The sequence below is a fragment of the Micromonospora sp. NPDC127501 genome (genome assembly GCF_040302185.1).
Taxonomy (GTDB): Bacteria; Actinomycetota; Actinomycetes; order Mycobacteriales; family Micromonosporaceae; genus Micromonospora.
This window is the reverse complement of sequence record NZ_JBEORJ010000001.1, coordinates 752233-770123: the sequence shown is the minus strand read 5'-3', so window position 1 is coordinate 770123 and position 17891 is coordinate 752233. Positions and strand designations below refer to the sequence as shown.

Sequence of the window (17891 nt, the reverse complement as noted above, 5' to 3'; positions counted from 1 at the left end):
GCAGGTGTACGCCTCTACGCTCGTGGGCGTGCCCGGACCTGCCGAGAAGGCCACCGAACAGGACCGGCGTGACCTCATCGTCACGGTCGCGCGGGAGTTGGCCGAGACGGAGGGCTGGGCGGGTGTGACCACCCGACGGCTCGCCGAACGAACCGAGATCGACATGGGCGACATCTATCGGCACTTCGCCGATCTGGAGGCGCTGATCGCCGCCGTCGCGGTGTGTGCCTTCGCCGATCTGGCCGCCGACCTCGCCGAGGCGCATGCGGAGACCGCCGGGAGCCCGGAGGGGGTCTGGCCGGCGGTCGCGACCGCGTACCTCGACTTCGCGTACACGAATCCCGAGGTCTATGACGCGATGCTTGCGCTGACCCCCGACCTGGCCCTCGGCGTGGATGGCGTGCCGGCCGCGCCGCGGGCGGTCTTCGCCGAGTTGCGGGCGGCCCTGACCCCGCTGGCCGAGGGGCGGGACCCGGACACCCTGGCCGAGGTGGGTTGGAGCCTGTTGCACGGCGTGGTGATGCTCACCCGCGGTGGCCGGCTGCGACCCGAGGGGCAGGAGGACCGTGAAGCGTTGATCGCGCAACGGTTGCTGCGGTGGCCCTGACCAGGCCGCCATCGACGCCCCCTGATCGTGTGGCGATGACGACGGCCGCGCCGGAACGGTTCACGAAAATCCGGAAGATCTCACTTCGATCTCCCGCCTATCCTGTCTCTCGGCCTTCGGGGCGGTAGCACGGGGAGGGGATGGCATGACGGTCGGCGTGGCGCCGCGACGGCAGGCACAGGTGTTGATCTTTGATGCGGACGACACGTTGTGGGAGAACAACGTCGTCTTCGAGCGGGTGATCGACGACTTCCTGGGCTGGCTGGACCACCCCACCCTGGACCGGGCCGAGCTGCGCGCCGTTCTCGACGACATCGAGCGGGCCAACGCGGTGGCCCACGGGTACGGCAGCAAGGTCTTCCTGCGCAGCCTGGCGGAGTGCCTGGAGCGGCTGCGCGAGCGGCCGGCCACCGATTCCGAACGTCAGGAGATCGACCGGCTGGCGTTGGCCCTCGTCGAGCACCAGGTGGAGCTGATGCCCGGGGTGGCCGACGCGCTCGACGAACTGGCCGGCCGGCACGAGTTGCTGCTGCTCACCAAGGGCGATCGGGAGGAGCAGCAGCGCAAGCTGGACGCCTGCGGTCTGCTGCACCACTTCGGCGCCGCGCACATCGTCGCCGAGAAGAACGTCGACACGTACCGGTGGCTGACTCGGGAGCACGGCTTCGCGCCGGACGGCGCGTGGATGATCGGCAACTCCCCGAAGTCCGACATCCTGCCGGCGCGGGCCGCCGGACTGAACGCGGTGTTCATTCCGAACGCGAACACCTGGGTGCTGGAGGACGACGAGCTGGACCCGACCGACGGCGGGGTGCTGCGGCTCGCCGAGTTCCGGGATCTGCTGCGCCACTTCTGACCGTACCGAAGCCGAACAGCGTCGGCGATCATGGTCGTGTTACGCCAACCTGCCCGATTTTCACTGTGGGATAAGTCCTGCCGCCGGTCGTCCGACGCGGCTTGTCCGGCCGGGCGGAGCGCACCTAGCCTGGTCCGGCGCTCACGGCCCTTCGGGGTGTGTCGGGGCGCGTCGGCGTTCGGCGGGTGAGCACCGTGGAGCTGAGTGCGAAGTGGCCGGCTCACCCCGTTCTGGCGCGTGGCGTCGTGCCACGCCCGCGCGCGGCGGGGTGCCGGAGCTGTCCGCTTCCCTGCCGGACGGCCGAGGGTCAGGGCCGGGTAGTTGCGGACCCGGTCCTGACCCGCCCGAGAATCGTTCGACCGTTACAGGCGGGGCAGACCGCGCAAGGGTTCGACTGTCAGGATGGCGGCATGAAGCGAAGATCTCTCCTACTCGGCGCGGCGGCGGGTCTGGCCGCCCCGGCGGTGCTCACCCCGGCCGCGCCCGCAAGCGCGACGGACCGGCCGCTGCGGCCGGGCTGGGGCACGGCTCCGGCGCAGCGGCCCTGGCCGGGGTTGCAGCTACCGACCCGGGCCAGCACATTGACCACGCTGCCGGTGGAGACGAAGCAGGTGATCATCGTCGGCGCCAGCAGCTACACCACCACGTACGCCACGCTGGAGGCGTACGTGCGGGTCCGGAACGGCTGGCAGCCGGCCTCGCCGTCGTTGCCCGCTCGGATCGGCTCGAAGGGCTTCAGCGACAACCACGTGGAGGGTGTGGCGACCACGCCGACCGGCGTCTACTCGATCGGCCCCACCATGTACGGCATCGCCGCCAACCCGGGCGTGCGATTCCCCTACCACCGGCTGGTCAGTGGCGACTGGTGGAACGAGAATCCGTCGTCCGCGCGCTACAACACCTTCCAGCAGAGTGCGACCAACCCGGGCGGGGCCAGCGAGGCACTGTGGACGGAGGTTCCCGCGTACACACACTTCGCGGTGATCACCTACAACATGCCGCCGAACGTGCCGAAGCCGGTGCCGAACGCAGGCAGCGGGATCTTCCTGCACCAGTTCAGCACCAGCGCCGGCAACGCCACCGCCGGTTGCGTCTCCCTCGCCCACGATCACCTGGTCGACGTGCTCAACTGGCTGGACCCGGCGCTGTCGCCACGCATCGTGCTCAGCCCGTACGCCCAGCTCAGCCGGTACTGAGAGTTGCTGCGGCTCAGTCGGCCTCGCGCCGAACGATCGCCACCGCCACCCGGCAGAACTCGTCCATGTCCGGGTTGAACCCGGCAGCGATGTCGGGATGCAACCCGGAGCGGGTCTCCTCCAACAGTCGCTGGCAGACCTGCTCGACCGGTTCGCCGGCGTAGCCGGAGCGGACCCGCTCGGTGGCCGCCTGAAGCGCCGAGGTCAGCTGCTCCTCCAGCGGGCCGCGCAGCTTCTGCTGCACAGGATCGAGCCCGCGAGGGTCGAGCGTGACATGTGGCTCCGACATCGGTGCTCCCTTCGTCGGCGTCCGCGATACCCCACCGCGGACGTCGGTCAAACCCCGGCCGGTACGGCGGCGACCCGCACCTGGTACGAGAATTCCTCCGCCGGCTCCTCGTGGTACGACAGCCGGCGGATCTGCCGGTCGTCGTCGTAGAGGGCGACGTCCACCAGCACGCCGAGGTGGGCGAGGCCGATGCTCGACACCCGCTTCTTGTCCTGCAACACGGCGCAGACGCCGCCGAGAAGGGTGCTGGCGTCGGACGTACGGTGCCCGGGCGGGCAGCGCAACACCAGATCCACCTCGATCGGCCCGGGCAACGGCGTCCAGCCGGTGCGCTGGGCCGCGGCGAGGGCGGCCTGGAGCAGGGTGCGGACCCTCGTCGCCTGCCGGTGCCCGGCGGCGAAGATGGACAACGCTTCGGTCTTGACCGGTGGCAGGCCGCTCACCTCGAACGTCAGGGCGAGAGCGCGGGTGTCCTGCACGACGGCACCTCCTCGTTGGGACGATCCTGCCGAACCGGGGGAGCGACGGTGGGACGTTCCCGCGATTACCAACCGATCGGGCAGGCATGGGTCGGCCGGAGGCGTGTCGACGGCGGCGGCGAACGCGCCAGCTACGGCGCTAGGAAAACGCTAGCCGACGACGCCCGCGCTCGGTAGTCGGTCGTTCACCCGGTGGGGCGTGGTGCGAAGGCGCAGAACTCGTTGCCCTCGGGGTCGGCCAGCACCCACCACCAGTGCGCCTCGTCGAGCGGCTCCCGCAGCAGCGTCGCGCCCGCCGCGATCAGCGCCATCGGCTCCGGGTCGACCAGGTCGACGTCCCAGTGCAGCCGGTTCTTGACCGTCTTGGGCTCGGGCACTGCGACGAACACCCAGTACTCCCACGGGAACCCGGCCGCGCCGACCACCGACGAGGTGCTCGGCTCGTGCTCGACGGTGCCACCGACTACCCCGGCCCACCAGGTCGCCTGCGCCGCCGGGTCGGTCGAGTCCACCACCAGCTCGAACGGGCCCGGTCGGGCGCCGTCGCGGGCCGGGAACGCGCAGAACTCGTTGCCCTCCGGGTCGTCCAGCACCCACCAGGTCGCCTCGCCGCCCGGTTCGCGGACCAGCCGGGCGCCGTCCGCGAGCAACGCCGCCGGGTCCGCGTCGGCCAACCGCAGATCCAGGTGTACGCGGGTCTTGCCGACCCGAGGCTCCGGCACCCCGTTGACCCAGATCGACTCGGCGTTCGAGCGTGCCGAGCGGGGGTCCACGCGGGTGTCACCGTCACCGGCATCGGCCACGTCACCGTCGAGCATCCGGGCCCAGAAGGCACCCAGTGCGAGCGGGTCGGTGGCGTCCAGACAGAGGTCCTTGAAACGCGCGATCATGTGTCTGGGTGCTCAGTGCTGCTTGGCGTACTCGACGAAGGTCTTCCAGGCCGTCGGGTCGACGTGCAGGGTGCCGCCGTCGCGGTCCTTGGTGTCGCGCACCAGCACCACGCTTGGCAGGTTGTCGGCGACCTCGACGCAGGAGCCGCCGTTGCCGCCGGACCGGGTCGACTTCCGCCACTGCGGGGTCAGCATGCCCATGACTTCGCCACTTCCTTGATCAGCTCGGTTGACTGCCGGCGGGGGAGCGCCTCGTTCCGCACGATCTCCCACGTCTTCGCCAGCTTAGCGACGTCGGTCGGTGCATCGACGAACTGCGCGGTGAGCTGGTTGTCCGCGTGAGCCACCCGCTCACCGTCCGGCATCTCGGCGATGATGAACTGACCGGCCAGCCCCAGATACATCCCAGCATCCACCGGCACGATGTGCACCTGGATATGCTCCGCCGTCGCCAACTGGACCAGGTGCTCGCACTGCTCGACCATGAGGCCCGGCTGGTCGAGCACCGGCCGGCGCAGCACCGCCTCGTCCAGCACGGCGATGAGCTGCGGCGGGCGCGGGCGTTGCAGGATCGCCTGGCGCTCCAGCCGGGAGGCGACGATCCGGTCCACGTCCTCGGCGTCGAACCGGCCACCGGCCAGTGTCGCGCGGGCGTACCGCTCGGTCTGGAGCAGGCCCGGCACGTAGGCCAACTCGAACCAGCGCAACGTGGTCGCCTCCCGTTCGAACTCGATCCACTCGCGCAGCCAGGCCGGCTCGGCGTCGAGCCGGGCCAACCCGTCCAGCATGCGGAGGAAGCGTCCGCCGGTCTGGTGGTGGGTGTCGACCGCCCTCATGTACTCCTTCGTGGGCGGTCGCCCGCCGGTCTCCACCGAGCTGACGTGCGAACCCGAATAACCGATGCCCCTGCCGAAGTCGTCCTGACTGAGCCCGAGCCCCGTCCGGAACAGACGCAGTTCCTCCAGTACGTAGTCGGTGACGGTCCCCATCGATTCCCCAACCTTCGCTCAGTCTGGCTCGGCGTGTCCCTCATGGGTGCTCACCTGGGCCGCTGAGCTGCACAAATGGCGCGAGCACGTATCGACGGTAGTCGCCTCATCACCACACTGTCACCAGTGGCGGGTCCGCTGGTGGCCGCAATGGCGGCGGCGGGCCCTGCCCTGCGGGGTCGCTCCCGTTTCCCCCTTGCGGGAGCGGCCCCTTCCCCGTCTCCGAGGAGGTCGATGTGCTCACCCCGACAGCCCAGCAGCCCTCGGCGCGGCGGCGGTGATGGTGGTCCGGCCGCCCGTCCCACACGTCGCCATGCGTCCGCTGTGGCGGTGCCGGAACTGTGGCAGCGAGTGGCCCTGCCAGCCGGCCAAGCTCGCCCTACTGACGGAGTACCGGACCAGCCGAACCGCACTGCTGATCTACCTCGGCACTCTGATGCACGAGGCGACGAACCAGCTCACCCAACTCCACCCGGATCACCCACCGACCAGGATGACCGAGCGCTTCCTCTCCTGGGCCAGGGCCCGGAGTTGACGCCCGGCCCGCCGTCGTTCATCCCGGAAAGTGGATCAGTGGCACCCCGTCGGAGTATCCGGGCCCCTCACTGGTCAGCACCGCGGCGTCGTGGGTCAGGCCCGCCACGGCGGCCGCAGCCAGGTCGAAACGGCGGGTCCTGCGCTGCCAGAAGGTCAGCTCCGGTAGATCCACCGCCTGCTCGGGCAGCAGCGCGCAGGAAGTCAAGGCCAGCAGCTTGTGCAGCAGGGCCAGATCCTTGCCGGTCGCGATGGTCAACGCCTCGGTCGCTGCCACCACCGGCACCCCGAACCGCACCCCGTCCTCAATCACCTCGTGGACGGGCTCGCCCACGTGCACCGTCCGGAGGACGGCGTATCCCAGCAGGGCCGACCGGTCCAGGATGAGCCGAACTGGTGGTGTTGTCTCGGAGGTCATGCGGCGTCGGCGCGGGGGGCAGTGTCGTCACCGTTCATCTCGGCCTGCATGGCGGCGCGGATGTTGGCGCGCTCCGCCTCGAACCGCTCCGCAGACCACTCAGCCTCCACGCCCAGGCGGCGGGCCCGAGCCTCGGCCACACCCTGCTCGCTGACGTGAATGCCGGCGGCGAGCAACAACTCCTTGTGCTGCTCCACCCGCTTGCGCCGACGCACCGACTCCGTGACGTAGGCACTGGCCATGCGGTTGCCCTGGCTCTCCAGGATCTGACTCACGTCCGGGGGGACGGAGATCGTGAAGCGGCGCTGAGGCTCTGTCATACGCGCAGCTTACACCTGTCATACTCCAGGCTGGCGCTGCTCGTACCGTCAGGCGGGTTTGACTCTGGTGGCGTCCGGGTGCGAGGTGTCGGAGGCGGTCCGGCCCTCGCGCAGTGACAAGCGACGCGCCAGCACCGTGGCGCCCGCGAGCGCGGCCAGGACCATGGCGATCTCCGCGACCACCACCGGCGGTGCCGCGCACCCGTCGGACGCCAGCCTCGTCGGCGAGCCGCCGCGCGAATCCGGCCACGTCACCGCCGATCAACTGCGCGGGATCGCCCCCGTCGGCAGCCGCGGCCCGCAGGTCGACGCGCAGGTCCGCGGCGAGTGCCGCCCGATCGGCCGAGCCGACCCCGTACCCCCGCCACGCCTCGTCGGCCTCGCCCAGAAGGCGGTCGATGGTGTCCATGGGTCAACTCCTCGTGGGGTTGTGGTCGAGCGGGCAGAGAACGGCGTCGACGGTGTCGGTGAAGCGGTTCCACTGTTTCTGCCAGGCATCCAGGTGGATCCGACCGGAGCCGGTCAGCGCGTAGACCTTTCGGGGCGGGCCGGTCGGGCTGACCTGCTGTTCGTGAGCGACAAGGCCAAGTCGGCGCATGCGCGTCAGCAGGGGATAGATGGTGCCGTAGCTGATGGCGCCGAACCCGGCCGTCTCCATCCGCCGAACCAGCTCGTAGCCGTGCGCGGGCTCGCGTGCCAGCAGCGCCAGCAGGCACATGTCGAGCGCGCCCCGCAGGAGTTGGGTCTGCCGGTCGTTGTCGTCGTCGGACTGGCTCTCCGCCGCTACCATGCGGCACATACTACCGCGCTATTAGGCGTCACGATATACCGGCGTGGGCTTCCGCTGTGACAGCCAGGTTTCGCGACTTCACGGGTGGGGCAGAGTAGCCGCTACAGAGCATCCGGGCCGGAGTTTCCGCAGCTTGCCGACTCGGAATCGGCTCGCCGTGCGCCGGGGCACGGATGCCCTCCCCGGTCTTTCGCCGAGGAGAGGGGGAGGGCGATGACGGACCCCGAAACGGCTCGACACCGACGCCGGCCGGTTGTTCGGCTGGGCGCGGCCGCTGCCGCGCTGGCACTCGTGGCGCCGCTGGCCGCGTGCGGCGCGGACGACGCCGGTGGCCCACCGACGATCAACCTGTACTACCCGCCCGAGCAGAACCTGCAGAAGGTCGTCGACGACTGCAACGCGCAGGCCCAGGGACGGTACGAGATCGCCTACCGGGTGCTGCCCCGACAGGCCGACGACCAGCGGGTGCAGATGGTGCGCCGGCTGGCCGCCGAGGACAGCGGGATGGACCTGCTCGGGCTGGACGTCACCTGGACCCAGGAGTTCGCCAGCGCCGACTGGATCCGCGAGTGGACCGGCCAGGACAAGGCCGAGGTCGAGCAGGGCACCCTCGCCGGGCCGTTGGACACCGCCCGGTACGAGGACAAGCTGTACGCGGCGCCGAAGAACACCAACGTCCAGTTGCTCTGGTACCGCAAGGACCTGGTACCGCAGCCGCCGACCACCTGGGACCAGATGATCAGCGCGGCCCAGCAGCTCAAGGACCAGGGCAAGCCGTACCAGGTGCTCACCATGGGCGCGCAGTACGAGGGTCTGGTCGTCCTCTACAACACCCTCGCCGAAAGCGCCGGCGGGAAGATCCTCAACGACGACGGTACGAAGGCCGTGATGGACGAGGGCACGGTCCGGGCGTTGGAGCAGCTGAAGAAGTTCGCCACGTCCGGCGTGACCTCGCCGTCGTTCAGCAACGCCACCGAGGACCCGGTCCGGCTGGAGTTCCAGTCCGGTGCGGGCGCGTTCCAGGTGAACTGGCCGTTCGTCTACCCGGCTCTTCAGGAGGCGAACCCGGAGCTGGCCAAGCAGGTCGGCTGGGCTCGGATTCCGGGCATCGACGAGGGCACCCCCAGCAAGGTCACCATCGGTGGGGTCAACCTGGCCGTCAGCTCCTACTCCAAGCACCCGGAGCAGTCCTTCGAGGCGGCCCGGTGCATCCGCAGCGCCGAGCACCAGAAGTTCTCCGCCATCAACGACGGTGTGCCACCGACCATCGAGGCGGTCTTCGACGACCCGGAGATGACCGAGGCGTACCCGATGAAGGACACCATCCTGGAGGAGTTGAAGGAACCGGCGACGCGTCCGCTGACCCCCGCCTACCAGAGCATCTCCACAGTGATGTCGGCGATCCTGTCGCCGCCGTCCGGAATTCGCCCGCAGCAGACCGCCGACGAGCTGCGCGGCGCCATCGCCGACGCCCTCCAGTCCAAGGGGGTCCTGCCGTGAGCATCAACGCCACGCCGACCGGCGCCGATGTCGCCGCCGACGAGACCAGCGAATCCACCGGCCGTCGCGCCACAGTGCCCACCCAGCGTGGTGGCCGTCGCAAGCCCCCGTTGAGTGAGAACAAGAAGGCCGAACGCCGGCTCGGTCTGCTGCTCTGCGCGCCGGCAGCGCTGGTCATGATCGCGGTGACCGCGTATCCGATCATCTACTCGGTCTGGCTGTCGTTGCAGCGCTTCGACCTGCGCTTCCCCGACCAGCGTGAGTTCATCGGGCTGGAGAACTACGTCACAGTGCTCACCAACGAATTCTGGTGGACGGCGTTCGGGGTGACCATGCTGATCACGGTGGTCACCGTCGCCGTCGAGCTGGTGCTCGGCATGGGCCTGGCGATCATCATGCACCGCACCCTGGTCGGGCGCGGCCTGGTCCGGACCTCGGCGCTGATCCCGTACGGCATCGTCACAGTGGTCGCGGCGTTCTCCTGGCGGTACGCCTGGACGCCCGGCACCGGCTACCTGGCCGACCTGTTCAGCGACGGCGCGCCGCTCACCGAACGGGCCAGCTCCCTGGCGATCATCATGCTGGCGGAGATCTGGAAGACCACCCCGTTCATGGCGCTGCTGCTGATGGCCGGCCTGGCGCTGGTCCCGGAGGACCTGCTCAAGGCGGCCTCCACCGACGGCGCGACCGCCTGGCAGAAGTTCACCAAGGTGATGCTGCCGGTGATGAAGCCGGCGATCCTGGTCGCGTTGCTGTTCCGCACCCTGGACGCGTTCCGCGTCTTCGACAACATTTTCGTGTTGACCGCCGGAGGCAACGAGACGTCGTCGGTGTCGATGCTCGCCTACAACAACCTGATCCGGGGCCTCAACCTCGGCATCGGTTCGACGATGTCGGTGCTGATCTTCATCACCGTGGCGATCATCGCCTTCGTCTTCGTGAAGCTGTTCGGCACCGCTGCTCCGGGCAGCGACGACGGAGAGAGGCGCTGACATGGCTGTCGAAACCACTACCAGGGCAAAGCTGCGCTGGGGTCTGCTCGACGTCCTCGTGGTCGTCTTCGCGCTGGTCCCGGTGCTGTGGATCGCGTCGCTGTCGTTCAAGACGCCGGCCACCCTCACCGACGGGAACTTCATCCCCCGGGAGTGGACGCTGGACAACTACCGGACCATCTTCGACACCGACCAGTTCGTCCGGGCGCTGGTCAACTCGATCGGCGTCGCGCTGATCGCCACGCTGATCGCGGTGGTGCTCGGCGCGATGGCCGCGTACGCGATCAGCCGGCTGGACTTCCCCGGCAAGAAGCTGCTGGTCGGCGTCTCCCTGCTGATCGCGATGTTCCCGCAGGTGTCACTGGTGTCGCCGCTGTTCGAGATCGAGCGTCAGCTCAAGATCTTCGACACCTGGCTGGGGCTGATCTTGCCGTACATCACCTTCGCGCTGCCGCTGGCGATCTACACGCTGTCGGCGTTCTTCAAGCAGATCCCGTGGGATCTGGAGAAGGCCGCGAAGATGGACGGCGCCACCCAGGGGCAGGCGTTCCGGCGGGTGATCGCGCCACTGGCCGCGCCCGGACTGTTCACCACGGCGATCCTGGTCTTCATCTTCTGCTGGAACGACTTCCTGTTCGCCATCTCGCTGACCTCGACCGAGCGGTCCCGCACGGTGCCGGCCGCGTTGTCGTTCTTCACCGGCGCGTCGCAGTTCGAGGACCCCACCGGGGCGATCTGTGCCGCCGCCGTGGTGATCACCGTTCCGATCATCCTGTTCGTTCTCTTCTTCCAGCGTCGCATCGTGTCCGGGCTGACCTCCGGCGCGGTAAAGGGATAGGTGGGTAGTCATGGCTGACATCGTGCTGGACAAGGTGAGCAAGAGCTTCCCGGACGGGACCGTCGCCGTGCAGGACGTCGACCTGGAGATCGCCGACGGCGAGTTCGTGATCCTGGTCGGGCCCTCGGGCTGCGGCAAGTCCACCACCCTCAACATGATCGCCGGGTTGGAGGACATCAGCTCCGGTGAGCTGCGCATCGCCGGGCAGCGGGTCAACGACAAGGCCCCCCGCGACCGGGACATCGCCATGGTGTTCCAGTCGTACGCGCTGTACCCGAACATGACAGTGCGGGAGAACATGGCGTTCCCGCTGCGGCTGGCGAAGCTCGACAAGGAGACCATCGACCGCAAGGTCGACGAGGCGGCGAAGGTGCTGGAGCTGACCTCGCTGCTGGACCGCAGGCCGGCCAACCTCTCCGGTGGCCAGCGTCAGCGGGTGGCGATGGGCCGGGCGATCGTCCGCCAGCCGAAGGCGTTCCTGATGGACGAGCCGTTGTCCAACCTCGACGCGAAGCTGCGGGTGCAGATGCGCACCGTGGTGTCCCGCCTGCAGAAGCAGCTCGGCACCACCACCGTCTACGTCACCCACGACCAGACCGAGGCGATGACCCTCGGCGACCGCGTGGTGATCATGCGCGGGGGCGCGGTGCAGCAGGTCGGGCCACCGCAGGAGCTGTACGACCACCCGAAGAACCTCTTCGTGGCCGGCTTCATCGGCTCGCCGTCGATGAACTTCCTGCACGCCGCCGTCCAGGACGGCGAGCTGCACACCGCCCTGGGCAAGGTGCCGATCGGTGACCGGGTCCGCCGGGAGTTGGAGTCGGCCGACGCACCCCGCGAGCTGATCCTCGGCATCCGGCCCGAGCACTTCGAGGACGCCGAACTGGTCGACGACGACACCCGTCGGCGGGGCATGGAGTTCGAGGCGCCGGTGGACATCGTCGAGTCGATGGGTTCGGACAAGTACGTCTACTTCACCGTCGAGGGTGAGAAGGCCAGCGCCGCCGAGCTGGAGGAGCTGGCCGCCGACGCGGGCGCCGCCGACTTCGCCGGTGCCGGTGGCAACCTGGTGACCCGGCTGTCCGCCGAGTCCCCGGTCGCCGAGGGGCAGACGCGGCGGGTCTGGTTCAACCTGGAGAAGATCCACCTGTTCGACCCGGCCAACGGCCGCAACCTGACCCTGCACGAGGGGCGAGCCGCCGGCGCGCTCGCCGACTGACGCCCCGATCGCGCCGATCTTGCACTTTCGGTTGTCGATACAGGCGGAATGCCGCTTGTGCCGGGACAGGAAGTGCAAGATCGGCGCGGCGCGGCGCGGCGGGGCGCGGCCTGCCGTGTTCTGCGGCGCGGGGGCGGGCGTGGCAAGGTGGTCGCAGGTCGCGTCGTGAAGCGGGGGACGGGATGAACCGACGATTGGCCGCGCTGGCCAACGCGCACGGTGTTTCCACCTGGTACGAGGATTGGCGGCACCGCCGCGTCGAGGTCGCACCGGAGACCGTGGTGGGTGTGCTGGGGCTGCTCGGCGTGGACGCCACCAGCCCGTCGGCGATCGCCGACGCGCTCGCCGCCGCCCGTGCGGTCGACCGGAGCGCCCTGCCGGAGACGGTCGTGCTCACCCACGGGCGCAGTCGGGCGCTGCCCGGCCCGGGGGTGGTGACCCTGGAGGACGGTGGCCGTCGCGCGGTCGACGGTGAGCTGCCGGCGGACCTGCCGCTGGGTTGGCACCGGCTGGCCTGTGCCGACCGGGAGGTGACACTGGTGGTGGTGCCGCGCCGGCTGCCGGTGCCGCCGTCGAGCTGGGGGTGGATGCTCCAGCTCTACGCGCTGACCTCGGAGCGCTCCTGGGGCATGGGAGACCTCGGTGACCTCGCCGAGTTCACCGGCTGGGCCGGTGACACCGGGGCCGGGCTGGTGCTGCTCAACCCGCTGCACGCGGTCGGGCCGGCGCACCCGGTGGCCACCTCACCGTATTCGCCCGCCAGTCGACGCTTCGTCAATCCGCTGTACCTGCGGGTCAGCGACACCGCCGCGTACCGGGCAGCCGATCCGGCCACCCGCGCGGTGGTCGACGCGTTGCGTCCCGACCGGGGGCCCCTGATCGACTACGACGAGGTGTGGGCCGCCAAGCGGCGCGCCCTGGAGTTGCTGCATCCGTACGCCCAGCCGGTGGATCTTGCCGCGGACCCGGCGCTGACCAGCTTCGCCACCTGGTGCGCGCTCGCCGAGCGGCACGGCAACGACTGGCGGGCCTGGCCGGCGGAGTTGCACCACCCGGACGCCCCGGCGGTCGCCGAGCAGCGTCGGCGACTCGCCGACCGGGTCACCTTCCACGCCTGGCTGCAACACCTCTGCGACGAGCAGCTCGACGCCGTCACGGCGGCGGCCCGCTCGGCGGGGATGCCGGTCGGTGTCGTGCACGACCTGGCCGTCGGCATCGACCCGGGCGGCGCGGACGGGTGGCAGCTCGCCGACGTGCTGGCCCAGGGGGTGCGGGTCGGCGCGCCACCGGACGACTTCAACCAGCTCGGCCAGGACTGGGGGCTCGCCGCGTGGCGTCCGGACCGGCTCGCCGCCACCGGTTACGCCGCCTACCGGGACATGCTGCGCCGCGTCCTGCGGCACGCGGGTGGCCTGCGGGTCGACCACGTCGCCGGTCTGTGGCGACTGTGGTGGGTGCCGCCGGGCGGCGGCGCTGCCGAGGGCACCTATGTGCGCTACGACGCCGAGGCGATGCTCGGCATCCTCGCGTTGGAGGCGCACCGGGCCGGCGCGGTGGTGGTCGGTGAGGATCTCGGCACGGTCCAACCGGCGGTGACCCGAGGGTTGCGGGGGCGCAACATGCTCGGCTCGACAGTGCTGTGGTTCGCACGCGACGAGGCCGGTGACTTCGTCCCGCCGGCCCGGTGGCCGCGCAACGCGCTCGCCACCATCTCCACCCACGACCTGCCCACCGCGCCGGGCTTCCTGACCGGTGAGCACGTGCGGGTGCGCGACGAGTTGAAGCTGCTCGGCACCGACGTGGCGGTGGAGCGGGCCCGCGCCGCCGCCGATCGGGACCGGCTGCTCACGATGTTGGCTGCCGAGAACCTGCTGCCCGAGCCGGCTGCGGGGTCTGAGTCGGCTGAACCGGCGAAGACTCCCGACGACGGCGAGGTGGTGGTGGCGATGCACGCCGCGCTCGCGGCCAGCCCGACCCGGCTGGTCGGCGTCTCCCTCTACGACGTGCTGGGTGAGGTGCGCCAACCCAACATGCCGGGCACCGTGGACGAGTACCCGAACTGGCGACTGCCGTTGCCGGCCAGCGTGGCGCAGATCCGCGCGGACGCCCGGGTGACCCGCATCGTCGACCTGCTCAGCGCCGCCCGCCCACGACCGGCCGACCCGGCACCGCCGAAGCAGTGACGCCGCCGGGTCAGGTCAGCCAGTCGAAGCGGGCCGGCAGCCCGAGGAAGTCGGCGTAGCGCCCGAGCGCCTGCTCCACCCGGGCCCGCGCGGTGGCGTCGAGCGTGGTGAACGGCTGGATCGTCACGGTGACCGCGGTGCGGCCGACCTTGCGCTTCCACACACCCACCACCCGACCGGCGCGGACCACGGTGGCCTGGAAGATGCCGTTGTTGCCCGGCACCACGGCCGCCTGGTGGGCGGGGTCGAGCATCAACGTGCGGTCCCGGAAGCCGAGCAGATACTCGTCGAAGCCGGGCAGCGCCAACACGTCGTCCGGCGCGGTGCGTGGCGCGTCGGCCAGGGCCGCGTCGAGGAACATCGGCGTGCCGTCGACGCGTACCGTGCTCAGCGCGTCGTCGGCGGCGGCCAGGCCGCGCCGGGCGTCGGTCAGGGTCAGGCCGCTCCACCCGGCGAACTCGCGGTCAGTGACCGGGCCGTGCCCGCGAACGTAGCGGTGGGCGAGCAGGGCCAGCGCCTCGTCCCGCTCCAGCCGGTGGGACGTGGGTGCCCACTCGTCGAGCAGGGCGAAGGTCTGGTCGGTGCCGACGTTCGGTGCCACGCAGGTCACGCCGCGAACGCTCGAATACCACAGCAGGTGGTAGCCGCGCTGCCCGTCGGTGCCCACGCCGGCCGCCCGCAGGGTGGCCAGGCACTGCGCGCGGGTGAGCCGACCGCCGCCGGCCAGAGCGGTGCCGAGCACCTCCACCGCCCGGTCCGCGTCGGCCTCGGTGAGCCCGAGCTGCGCCCGCCGGGTCGCCGCGCCGGCCAGGGATCGTACGCCGGTCAGCTCCAGCATCCAGCGGGCGTCGGCGGACGGGACGAGGTGCACGGTGCCCCGCATCGGCCAGGTGCGCAGCGCCTCACGCCGCTCCAACGCCGCCTGCACGTCGGCCACGCTGCGACCGGGTAGCCGGGCGCCCAGCGACCACAGCCCGCTGGCCAGATCCTGTGCCTGCATCGCGCCGAACCACTCGACCACCTCGGCGACGGTGCCGGGTCGGGTGCTCGGGTGAGGGCGCAGCAGCAGGCTGGTCATCCGCAGCGCCAGCGCGTCGGCCGCGCTGAGGTCGACAGGCATCGGGCGCTCCTTTTCGTGGCCGGGCGGCCAGCCTAGGGCCGGCCACCGACACTCCTGCTGGTGGCAGGCGTAACGGCGGTCGTCGGGGGAATGCCGCTCGCCGGAAGCGCGCGCGCCGCGCGTACGGAAGGGAATCTCATGACTGCCGCAAGTGAGCCGGCGCGGGGCGCCGGCGTGACGGCCGGATCCCGCGGCCACCGGGGGGACACCCGCGCGAAGACGAGCGCCGCGGCGACCTTCGCCCTGGTGTTCGGAGTCGCCGGTCTGTTCAGCGTGTTGACGGCGATCCTCGCCTGGCTGGGGTTGGTGCTCGGCATCATCGGGATCATCCTCGGCATCGTCGGGCTCAAGATGGCGCGCCGACCCGGGGTCACCGGTCGTGGCGTGTCGATCGGCGGCCTGGTGCTCAGCATCCTGGCCGTGCTGATCGGGCTCGGCCTGGCCGCGGGCATCACCACGTTCGTCAACAACGAGAACGCGGTGGACCGTCTGCAGACCCAGGTCGACAAGCTGCGCGACAAGCTCGACTGACCCGGGCGTGCCGGTCCGGGCCGGCCCGCCACCCGTCCGGGCCGGCCACAGTAGGGTGGGCGGCGTGCTCCGCCAGGTCACCGCGATCCGTTACGTCACCCCGCTGCGCGAGGGTGGGTCGCTGCCGGGCGTGGTGGAGGCCGACGACCTGGGCACCTACGTGGCGAAGTTCCGAGGCGCCGGGCAGGGGCCCAAGGCGCTGATCGCCGAGGTGATCTGCGGTGAGCTGGCGCGCCGGCTGGGGTTGCGGGTGCCGCCGCTGGTGGTCCTCGACATCGACCCGGTGATCGGGCGTGCCGAGCCCGACCAGGAGGTGCAGGAGCTGCTGCGCAGCAGCGGCGGCGCCAACCTCGGGATGGACTTCCTGCCCGGGGCTCTGGGCTTCGACCCGGTGGCGCACCCCGTCGACCCGGCGCTGGCCTCCCGTGTGCTCTGGTTCGACGCGTACGTGGAGAACGTCGACCGGAGCTGGCGCAACCCGAACCTGCTCGTCTGGCACCGGGAGCTGTGGCTGATCGACCACGGCGCCTCGCTGTACTTCCACCACAACTGGCCGCGCGCCGAGGCCGCCGTGCAGCGGGCCTACCGCGCGGAGGACCACGTGCTGGCGCCGTACGCGTCGCGGCTGGCCGAGGCCGACGCCGAGCTGGCCCCCCAGGTCACCCCGAAACTGCTCACCGAGGTGCTGGCCCTGGTGCCGGGGGAGTGGTTGACCGCCGCCGACTTCGAGACGGCCGACGCGGCGCGCGACGCGTACCTGGATCACCTGTCCCGCCGGGTCGCCCGCACGGCCGACTGGCTGCCATCGGGGAGCGGGGCATGAGGCAACCCTTCGAGTACGCGCTGATCCGGCTCGTGCCCCGCATCGAGCGCGGCGAACAGATCAACGTCGGGGTGTTGCTCTACTGCCAGCAGCGCGACTTCCTGGCCGCGCGGACGCACCTGGACGCCGACCGGGTTCGCGCGCTGGCGCCCGACGTCGACCTGCCTGCGGTGGCCGCGGTGCTCGACTCCTGGGACCGGACCTGCTCCGGTGACGGGCCGGCGACCCGGATGCGGCTCGGTGAGCGGTTCCACTGGCTGGCCGCGCCGCGCAGCACGATGATCCAGACCGGGCCGGTGCACACCGGTCTCACCGTCGACCCGGCGGCCGAACTGGACCGGCTGATGGCGACCCTGGTCCGCTGAGCCGGAGCGGGGCGCGGGCGCGGCGATCGTCCCCTGATCGCGCTACGCCAGCGCCGTTGCCGGCGGAGCGCGATCCCCCGTTCAGGTCCCCGGTGCGGGGCGGCGGCTCGATCCCACCGGCACCGATGGCACCAGGATCGCGGTCCGCGCGCGACGTCGGGCCGGAACGACCGGGAAGTTGCGGAAAACTTGAGCCGGCGGACCGGTGGCCGGGAGCGCCGGGGCTGTCGTTAGAGCACGTCCGCAGCGGGTAGTCGCGGGAGCTGATCCGAGACGAGAAGGGGACACTCTGATGGCTGCCCAGACCAAGGTAGCGGTGATCTACTACAGCGCCACCGGTATCACGTACCAGATGGCGCAGGCCGTGTGTGAGGCCGCCGGGGATGCCGGTGCCGACGTGCGCCTGCGCAAGGTGCGCGAGTTGGCGCCGGACGAGGCGATCCGCTCCAACTCCGGCTGGCAGGCGCACCGCCTGGAGACCCAGGACGTGCCCGAGGCGATGGTCGACGACCTGGCCTGGGCCGACGTGGTGATCCTCGGCGCGCCGACCCGGTACGGCATGGTCGCGGCGCAGCTGAAGCAGTTCATCGACACCACCGGCCCGCTGTGGGCCCAGGGTGCGCTGGCCAACAAGGTCTACTCCGCCTTCACCTCGACGGCGACCTCGCACGGGGGTCAGGAGACCACGCTGACCTCGCTCTTCAACGTCTTCTACCACTGGGGCGGTGTGGTGGTCACCCCCGGTTACACCGACACCAGTCAGTTCATCGCCGGCAACCCGTACGGCCCCTCGCACACCAGCAACAACGGGGAGATCGCCCCGGACGCCGTGGCGCTCGGGGCCTGCGCGCTGACCGCCCGGCGCGCCGTGCAGATGGGTGCCGCGCTGAAGGCGGGCCTGGCCGGCTGACGGACGAGGCGACCGGCGGCGCGGGCGGGGGCTCTCGGCCCG

General features: G+C 70.8%; 23 protein-coding genes. 13 read left to right on the top strand and 10 right to left on the bottom strand.

Going from position 1 to position 17891, the window contains the following annotated elements:
- Window positions 1-28: 28 nt before the first annotated feature.
- The 3 genes from ABTW72_RS03460 (at window position 29) to ABTW72_RS03450 (ending at window position 2659) form a co-directional block, all read left to right on the top strand.
- Window positions 29-607, top strand: coding sequence for a TetR/AcrR family transcriptional regulator (locus ABTW72_RS03460; RefSeq protein WP_112602341.1), 579 nt, complete (start codon window positions 29-31; stop codon window positions 605-607).
- A 145-nt stretch (window positions 608-752) separates the two neighbouring features.
- Window positions 753-1463 (top strand): HAD family hydrolase, encoded by a 711-nt coding sequence (locus ABTW72_RS03455; protein ID WP_350853691.1) that lies wholly within the window; start codon window positions 753-755, stop codon window positions 1461-1463.
- A 410-nt stretch (window positions 1464-1873) separates the two neighbouring features.
- Window positions 1874-2659 (top strand): L,D-transpeptidase family protein, encoded by a 786-nt coding sequence (locus ABTW72_RS03450; protein WP_350853688.1) that lies wholly within the window; start codon window positions 1874-1876, stop codon window positions 2657-2659.
- Window positions 2660-2672: 13 nt separating this feature from the next.
- Here the strand turns inward: ABTW72_RS03450 and ABTW72_RS03445 are convergent, their stop codons facing one another.
- The 5 genes from ABTW72_RS03445 to ABTW72_RS03425 form a co-directional block, all read right to left on the bottom strand.
- Window positions 2673-2948 (bottom strand): hypothetical protein, encoded by a 276-nt coding sequence (locus tag ABTW72_RS03445; RefSeq protein WP_124858608.1) that lies wholly within the window; start codon window positions 2946-2948, stop codon window positions 2673-2675.
- A 47-nt stretch (window positions 2949-2995) separates the two neighbouring features.
- Window positions 2996-3427 (bottom strand): RusA family crossover junction endodeoxyribonuclease, encoded by a 432-nt coding sequence (locus tag ABTW72_RS03440; RefSeq protein ID WP_091404061.1) that lies wholly within the window; start codon window positions 3425-3427, stop codon window positions 2996-2998.
- A gap of 185 nt (window positions 3428-3612) precedes the next feature.
- Entirely contained in the window at window positions 3613-4317 is a 705-nt protein-coding gene (locus ABTW72_RS03435; RefSeq protein ID WP_350853684.1) for a VOC family protein, read from the bottom strand.
- Window positions 4318-4329: 12 nt separating this feature from the next.
- Complete coding sequence (locus tag ABTW72_RS03430) at window positions 4330-4512, bottom strand: DUF397 domain-containing protein (RefSeq protein WP_238672709.1); 183 nt, start codon at window positions 4510-4512, stop codon at window positions 4330-4332.
- Window positions 4506-5306 (bottom strand): helix-turn-helix domain-containing protein, encoded by an 801-nt coding sequence (locus ABTW72_RS03425; RefSeq protein ID WP_350853681.1) that lies wholly within the window; start codon window positions 5304-5306, stop codon window positions 4506-4508. The genes ABTW72_RS03430 and ABTW72_RS03425 overlap by 7 nt, the downstream gene beginning before the upstream one ends.
- Window positions 5307-5619: 313 nt before the next feature.
- Between ABTW72_RS03425 and ABTW72_RS03420 the strand changes: the two genes are divergently transcribed.
- The gene (locus tag ABTW72_RS03420; RefSeq protein WP_350853679.1) at window positions 5620-5841 is read left to right on the top strand and encodes a flavin reductase; all 222 of its coding nucleotides are present in this window, start codon (window positions 5620-5622) and stop codon (window positions 5839-5841) included.
- An 18-nt stretch (window positions 5842-5859) separates the two neighbouring features.
- On the opposite strand, the gene ABTW72_RS03415 is transcribed toward ABTW72_RS03420, so the two are convergent.
- From ABTW72_RS03415 to ABTW72_RS03400, 4 genes are all read right to left on the bottom strand, one after another.
- On the bottom strand, window positions 5860-6258 hold the full coding sequence (locus ABTW72_RS03415) for a hypothetical protein (RefSeq protein WP_350853677.1): 399 nt from the start codon (window positions 6256-6258) through the stop codon (window positions 5860-5862).
- The gene (locus ABTW72_RS03410; protein ID WP_350853674.1) at window positions 6255-6578 is read right to left on the bottom strand and encodes a hypothetical protein; all 324 of its coding nucleotides are present in this window, start codon (window positions 6576-6578) and stop codon (window positions 6255-6257) included. Before ABTW72_RS03410 ends, ABTW72_RS03415 begins: the two co-directional genes overlap by 4 nt.
- A 48-nt stretch (window positions 6579-6626) precedes the next feature.
- On the bottom strand, window positions 6627-6833 hold the full coding sequence (locus tag ABTW72_RS03405; protein ID WP_350853671.1) for a hypothetical protein: 207 nt from the start codon (window positions 6831-6833) through the stop codon (window positions 6627-6629).
- 157 nt (window positions 6834-6990) lie between these two features.
- Window positions 6991-7368 carry a PadR family transcriptional regulator gene (locus ABTW72_RS03400; protein WP_350853668.1) on the bottom strand — a complete coding sequence of 126 codons (378 nt, stop codon included), beginning with the start codon at window positions 7366-7368 and terminating at the stop codon, window positions 6991-6993.
- Window positions 7369-7581: 213 nt separating this feature from the next.
- Between ABTW72_RS03400 and ABTW72_RS03395 the strand changes: the two genes are divergently transcribed.
- From ABTW72_RS03395 to malQ, 5 genes are all read left to right on the top strand, one after another.
- Window positions 7582-8868 (top strand): ABC transporter substrate-binding protein, encoded by a 1287-nt coding sequence (locus tag ABTW72_RS03395; RefSeq protein WP_112620015.1) that lies wholly within the window; start codon window positions 7582-7584, stop codon window positions 8866-8868.
- Window positions 8865-9860: a carbohydrate ABC transporter permease gene (locus ABTW72_RS03390; RefSeq protein ID WP_350853664.1), complete on the top strand. Its 996-nt coding sequence runs from the start codon at window positions 8865-8867 to the stop codon at window positions 9858-9860. The genes ABTW72_RS03395 and ABTW72_RS03390 overlap by 4 nt, the downstream gene beginning before the upstream one ends.
- A 1-nt stretch (window position 9861) precedes the next feature.
- On the top strand, window positions 9862-10698 hold the full coding sequence (locus tag ABTW72_RS03385) for a carbohydrate ABC transporter permease (protein ID WP_350853661.1): 837 nt from the start codon (window positions 9862-9864) through the stop codon (window positions 10696-10698).
- A 10-nt stretch (window positions 10699-10708) separates the two neighbouring features.
- Entirely contained in the window at window positions 10709-11917 is a 1209-nt protein-coding gene (locus ABTW72_RS03380) for an ABC transporter ATP-binding protein (RefSeq protein WP_350853658.1), read from the top strand.
- A gap of 182 nt (window positions 11918-12099) precedes the next feature.
- Window positions 12100-14100: a 4-alpha-glucanotransferase gene (gene malQ, locus ABTW72_RS03375; RefSeq protein WP_350853655.1), complete on the top strand. Its 2001-nt coding sequence runs from the start codon at window positions 12100-12102 to the stop codon at window positions 14098-14100.
- Between the two features lie 10 nt (window positions 14101-14110).
- Here malQ and ABTW72_RS03370 read toward each other — a convergent pair whose 3' ends face one another.
- Complete coding sequence (locus tag ABTW72_RS03370; protein WP_350853652.1) at window positions 14111-15220, bottom strand: winged helix DNA-binding domain-containing protein; 1110 nt, start codon at window positions 15218-15220, stop codon at window positions 14111-14113.
- A gap of 138 nt (window positions 15221-15358) precedes the next feature.
- Here ABTW72_RS03370 and ABTW72_RS03365 point away from each other — a divergent pair, with 138 nt between their 5' ends.
- The 4 genes from ABTW72_RS03365 to wrbA all read left to right on the top strand — a co-directional run bounded on the left by ABTW72_RS03365 (window position 15359) and on the right by wrbA (window position 17849).
- A complete protein-coding gene (locus tag ABTW72_RS03365) occupies window positions 15359-15751 on the top strand; it encodes a hypothetical protein (RefSeq protein WP_091404114.1) in 393 nt (130 codons plus the stop codon).
- 64 nt (window positions 15752-15815) lie between these two features.
- The gene (locus tag ABTW72_RS03360) at window positions 15816-16574 is read left to right on the top strand and encodes a HipA family kinase (protein WP_350853649.1); all 759 of its coding nucleotides are present in this window, start codon (window positions 15816-15818) and stop codon (window positions 16572-16574) included.
- Window positions 16571-16939: a DUF3037 domain-containing protein gene (locus ABTW72_RS03355; RefSeq protein WP_091404117.1), complete on the top strand. Its 369-nt coding sequence runs from the start codon at window positions 16571-16573 to the stop codon at window positions 16937-16939. Before ABTW72_RS03360 ends, ABTW72_RS03355 begins: the two co-directional genes overlap by 4 nt.
- 292 nt (window positions 16940-17231) lie before the next feature.
- Window positions 17232-17849, top strand: coding sequence for an NAD(P)H:quinone oxidoreductase (gene wrbA, locus ABTW72_RS03350; protein ID WP_112583030.1), 618 nt, complete (start codon window positions 17232-17234; stop codon window positions 17847-17849).
- Window positions 17850-17891 lie beyond the last annotated feature (42 nt).

Coding starts and splice junctions, on each gene's coding strand:
- ABTW72_RS03425 (WP_350853681.1), bottom strand. CDS start 5,306: ATGGGGACCGTCACCGACTACGTACTGGAGGAACTGCGTCTGTTCCGG.
- ABTW72_RS03420 (WP_350853679.1), top strand. CDS start 5,620: ATGCGTCCGCTGTGGCGGTGCCGGAACTGTGGCAGCGAGTGGCCCTGC.
- ABTW72_RS03370 (WP_350853652.1), bottom strand. CDS start 15,220: ATGCCTGTCGACCTCAGCGCGGCCGACGCGCTGGCGCTGCGGATGACC.
- ABTW72_RS03430 (WP_238672709.1), bottom strand. CDS start 4,512: ATGCTGACCCCGCAGTGGCGGAAGTCGACCCGGTCCGGCGGCAACGGC.
- ABTW72_RS03415 (WP_350853677.1), bottom strand. CDS start 6,258: ATGACCTCCGAGACAACACCACCAGTTCGGCTCATCCTGGACCGGTCG.
- wrbA (WP_112583030.1), top strand. CDS start 17,232: ATGGCTGCCCAGACCAAGGTAGCGGTGATCTACTACAGCGCCACCGGT.
- ABTW72_RS03400 (WP_350853668.1), bottom strand. CDS start 7,368: ATGGTAGCGGCGGAGAGCCAGTCCGACGACGACAACGACCGGCAGACC.
- ABTW72_RS03435 (WP_350853684.1), bottom strand. CDS start 4,317: ATGATCGCGCGTTTCAAGGACCTCTGTCTGGACGCCACCGACCCGCTC.
- ABTW72_RS03410 (WP_350853674.1), bottom strand. CDS start 6,578: ATGACAGAGCCTCAGCGCCGCTTCACGATCTCCGTCCCCCCGGACGTG.
- ABTW72_RS03365 (WP_091404114.1), top strand. CDS start 15,359: ATGACTGCCGCAAGTGAGCCGGCGCGGGGCGCCGGCGTGACGGCCGGA.
- ABTW72_RS03355 (WP_091404117.1), top strand. CDS start 16,571: ATGAGGCAACCCTTCGAGTACGCGCTGATCCGGCTCGTGCCCCGCATC.
- ABTW72_RS03395 (WP_112620015.1), top strand. CDS start 7,582: ATGACGGACCCCGAAACGGCTCGACACCGACGCCGGCCGGTTGTTCGG.
- ABTW72_RS03385 (WP_350853661.1), top strand. CDS start 9,862: ATGGCTGTCGAAACCACTACCAGGGCAAAGCTGCGCTGGGGTCTGCTC.
- malQ (WP_350853655.1), top strand. CDS start 12,100: ATGAACCGACGATTGGCCGCGCTGGCCAACGCGCACGGTGTTTCCACC.
- ABTW72_RS03445 (WP_124858608.1), bottom strand. CDS start 2,948: ATGTCGGAGCCACATGTCACGCTCGACCCTCGCGGGCTCGATCCTGTG.
- ABTW72_RS03455 (WP_350853691.1), top strand. CDS start 753: ATGACGGTCGGCGTGGCGCCGCGACGGCAGGCACAGGTGTTGATCTTT.
- ABTW72_RS03450 (WP_350853688.1), top strand. CDS start 1,874: ATGAAGCGAAGATCTCTCCTACTCGGCGCGGCGGCGGGTCTGGCCGCC.
- ABTW72_RS03380 (WP_350853658.1), top strand. CDS start 10,709: ATGGCTGACATCGTGCTGGACAAGGTGAGCAAGAGCTTCCCGGACGGG.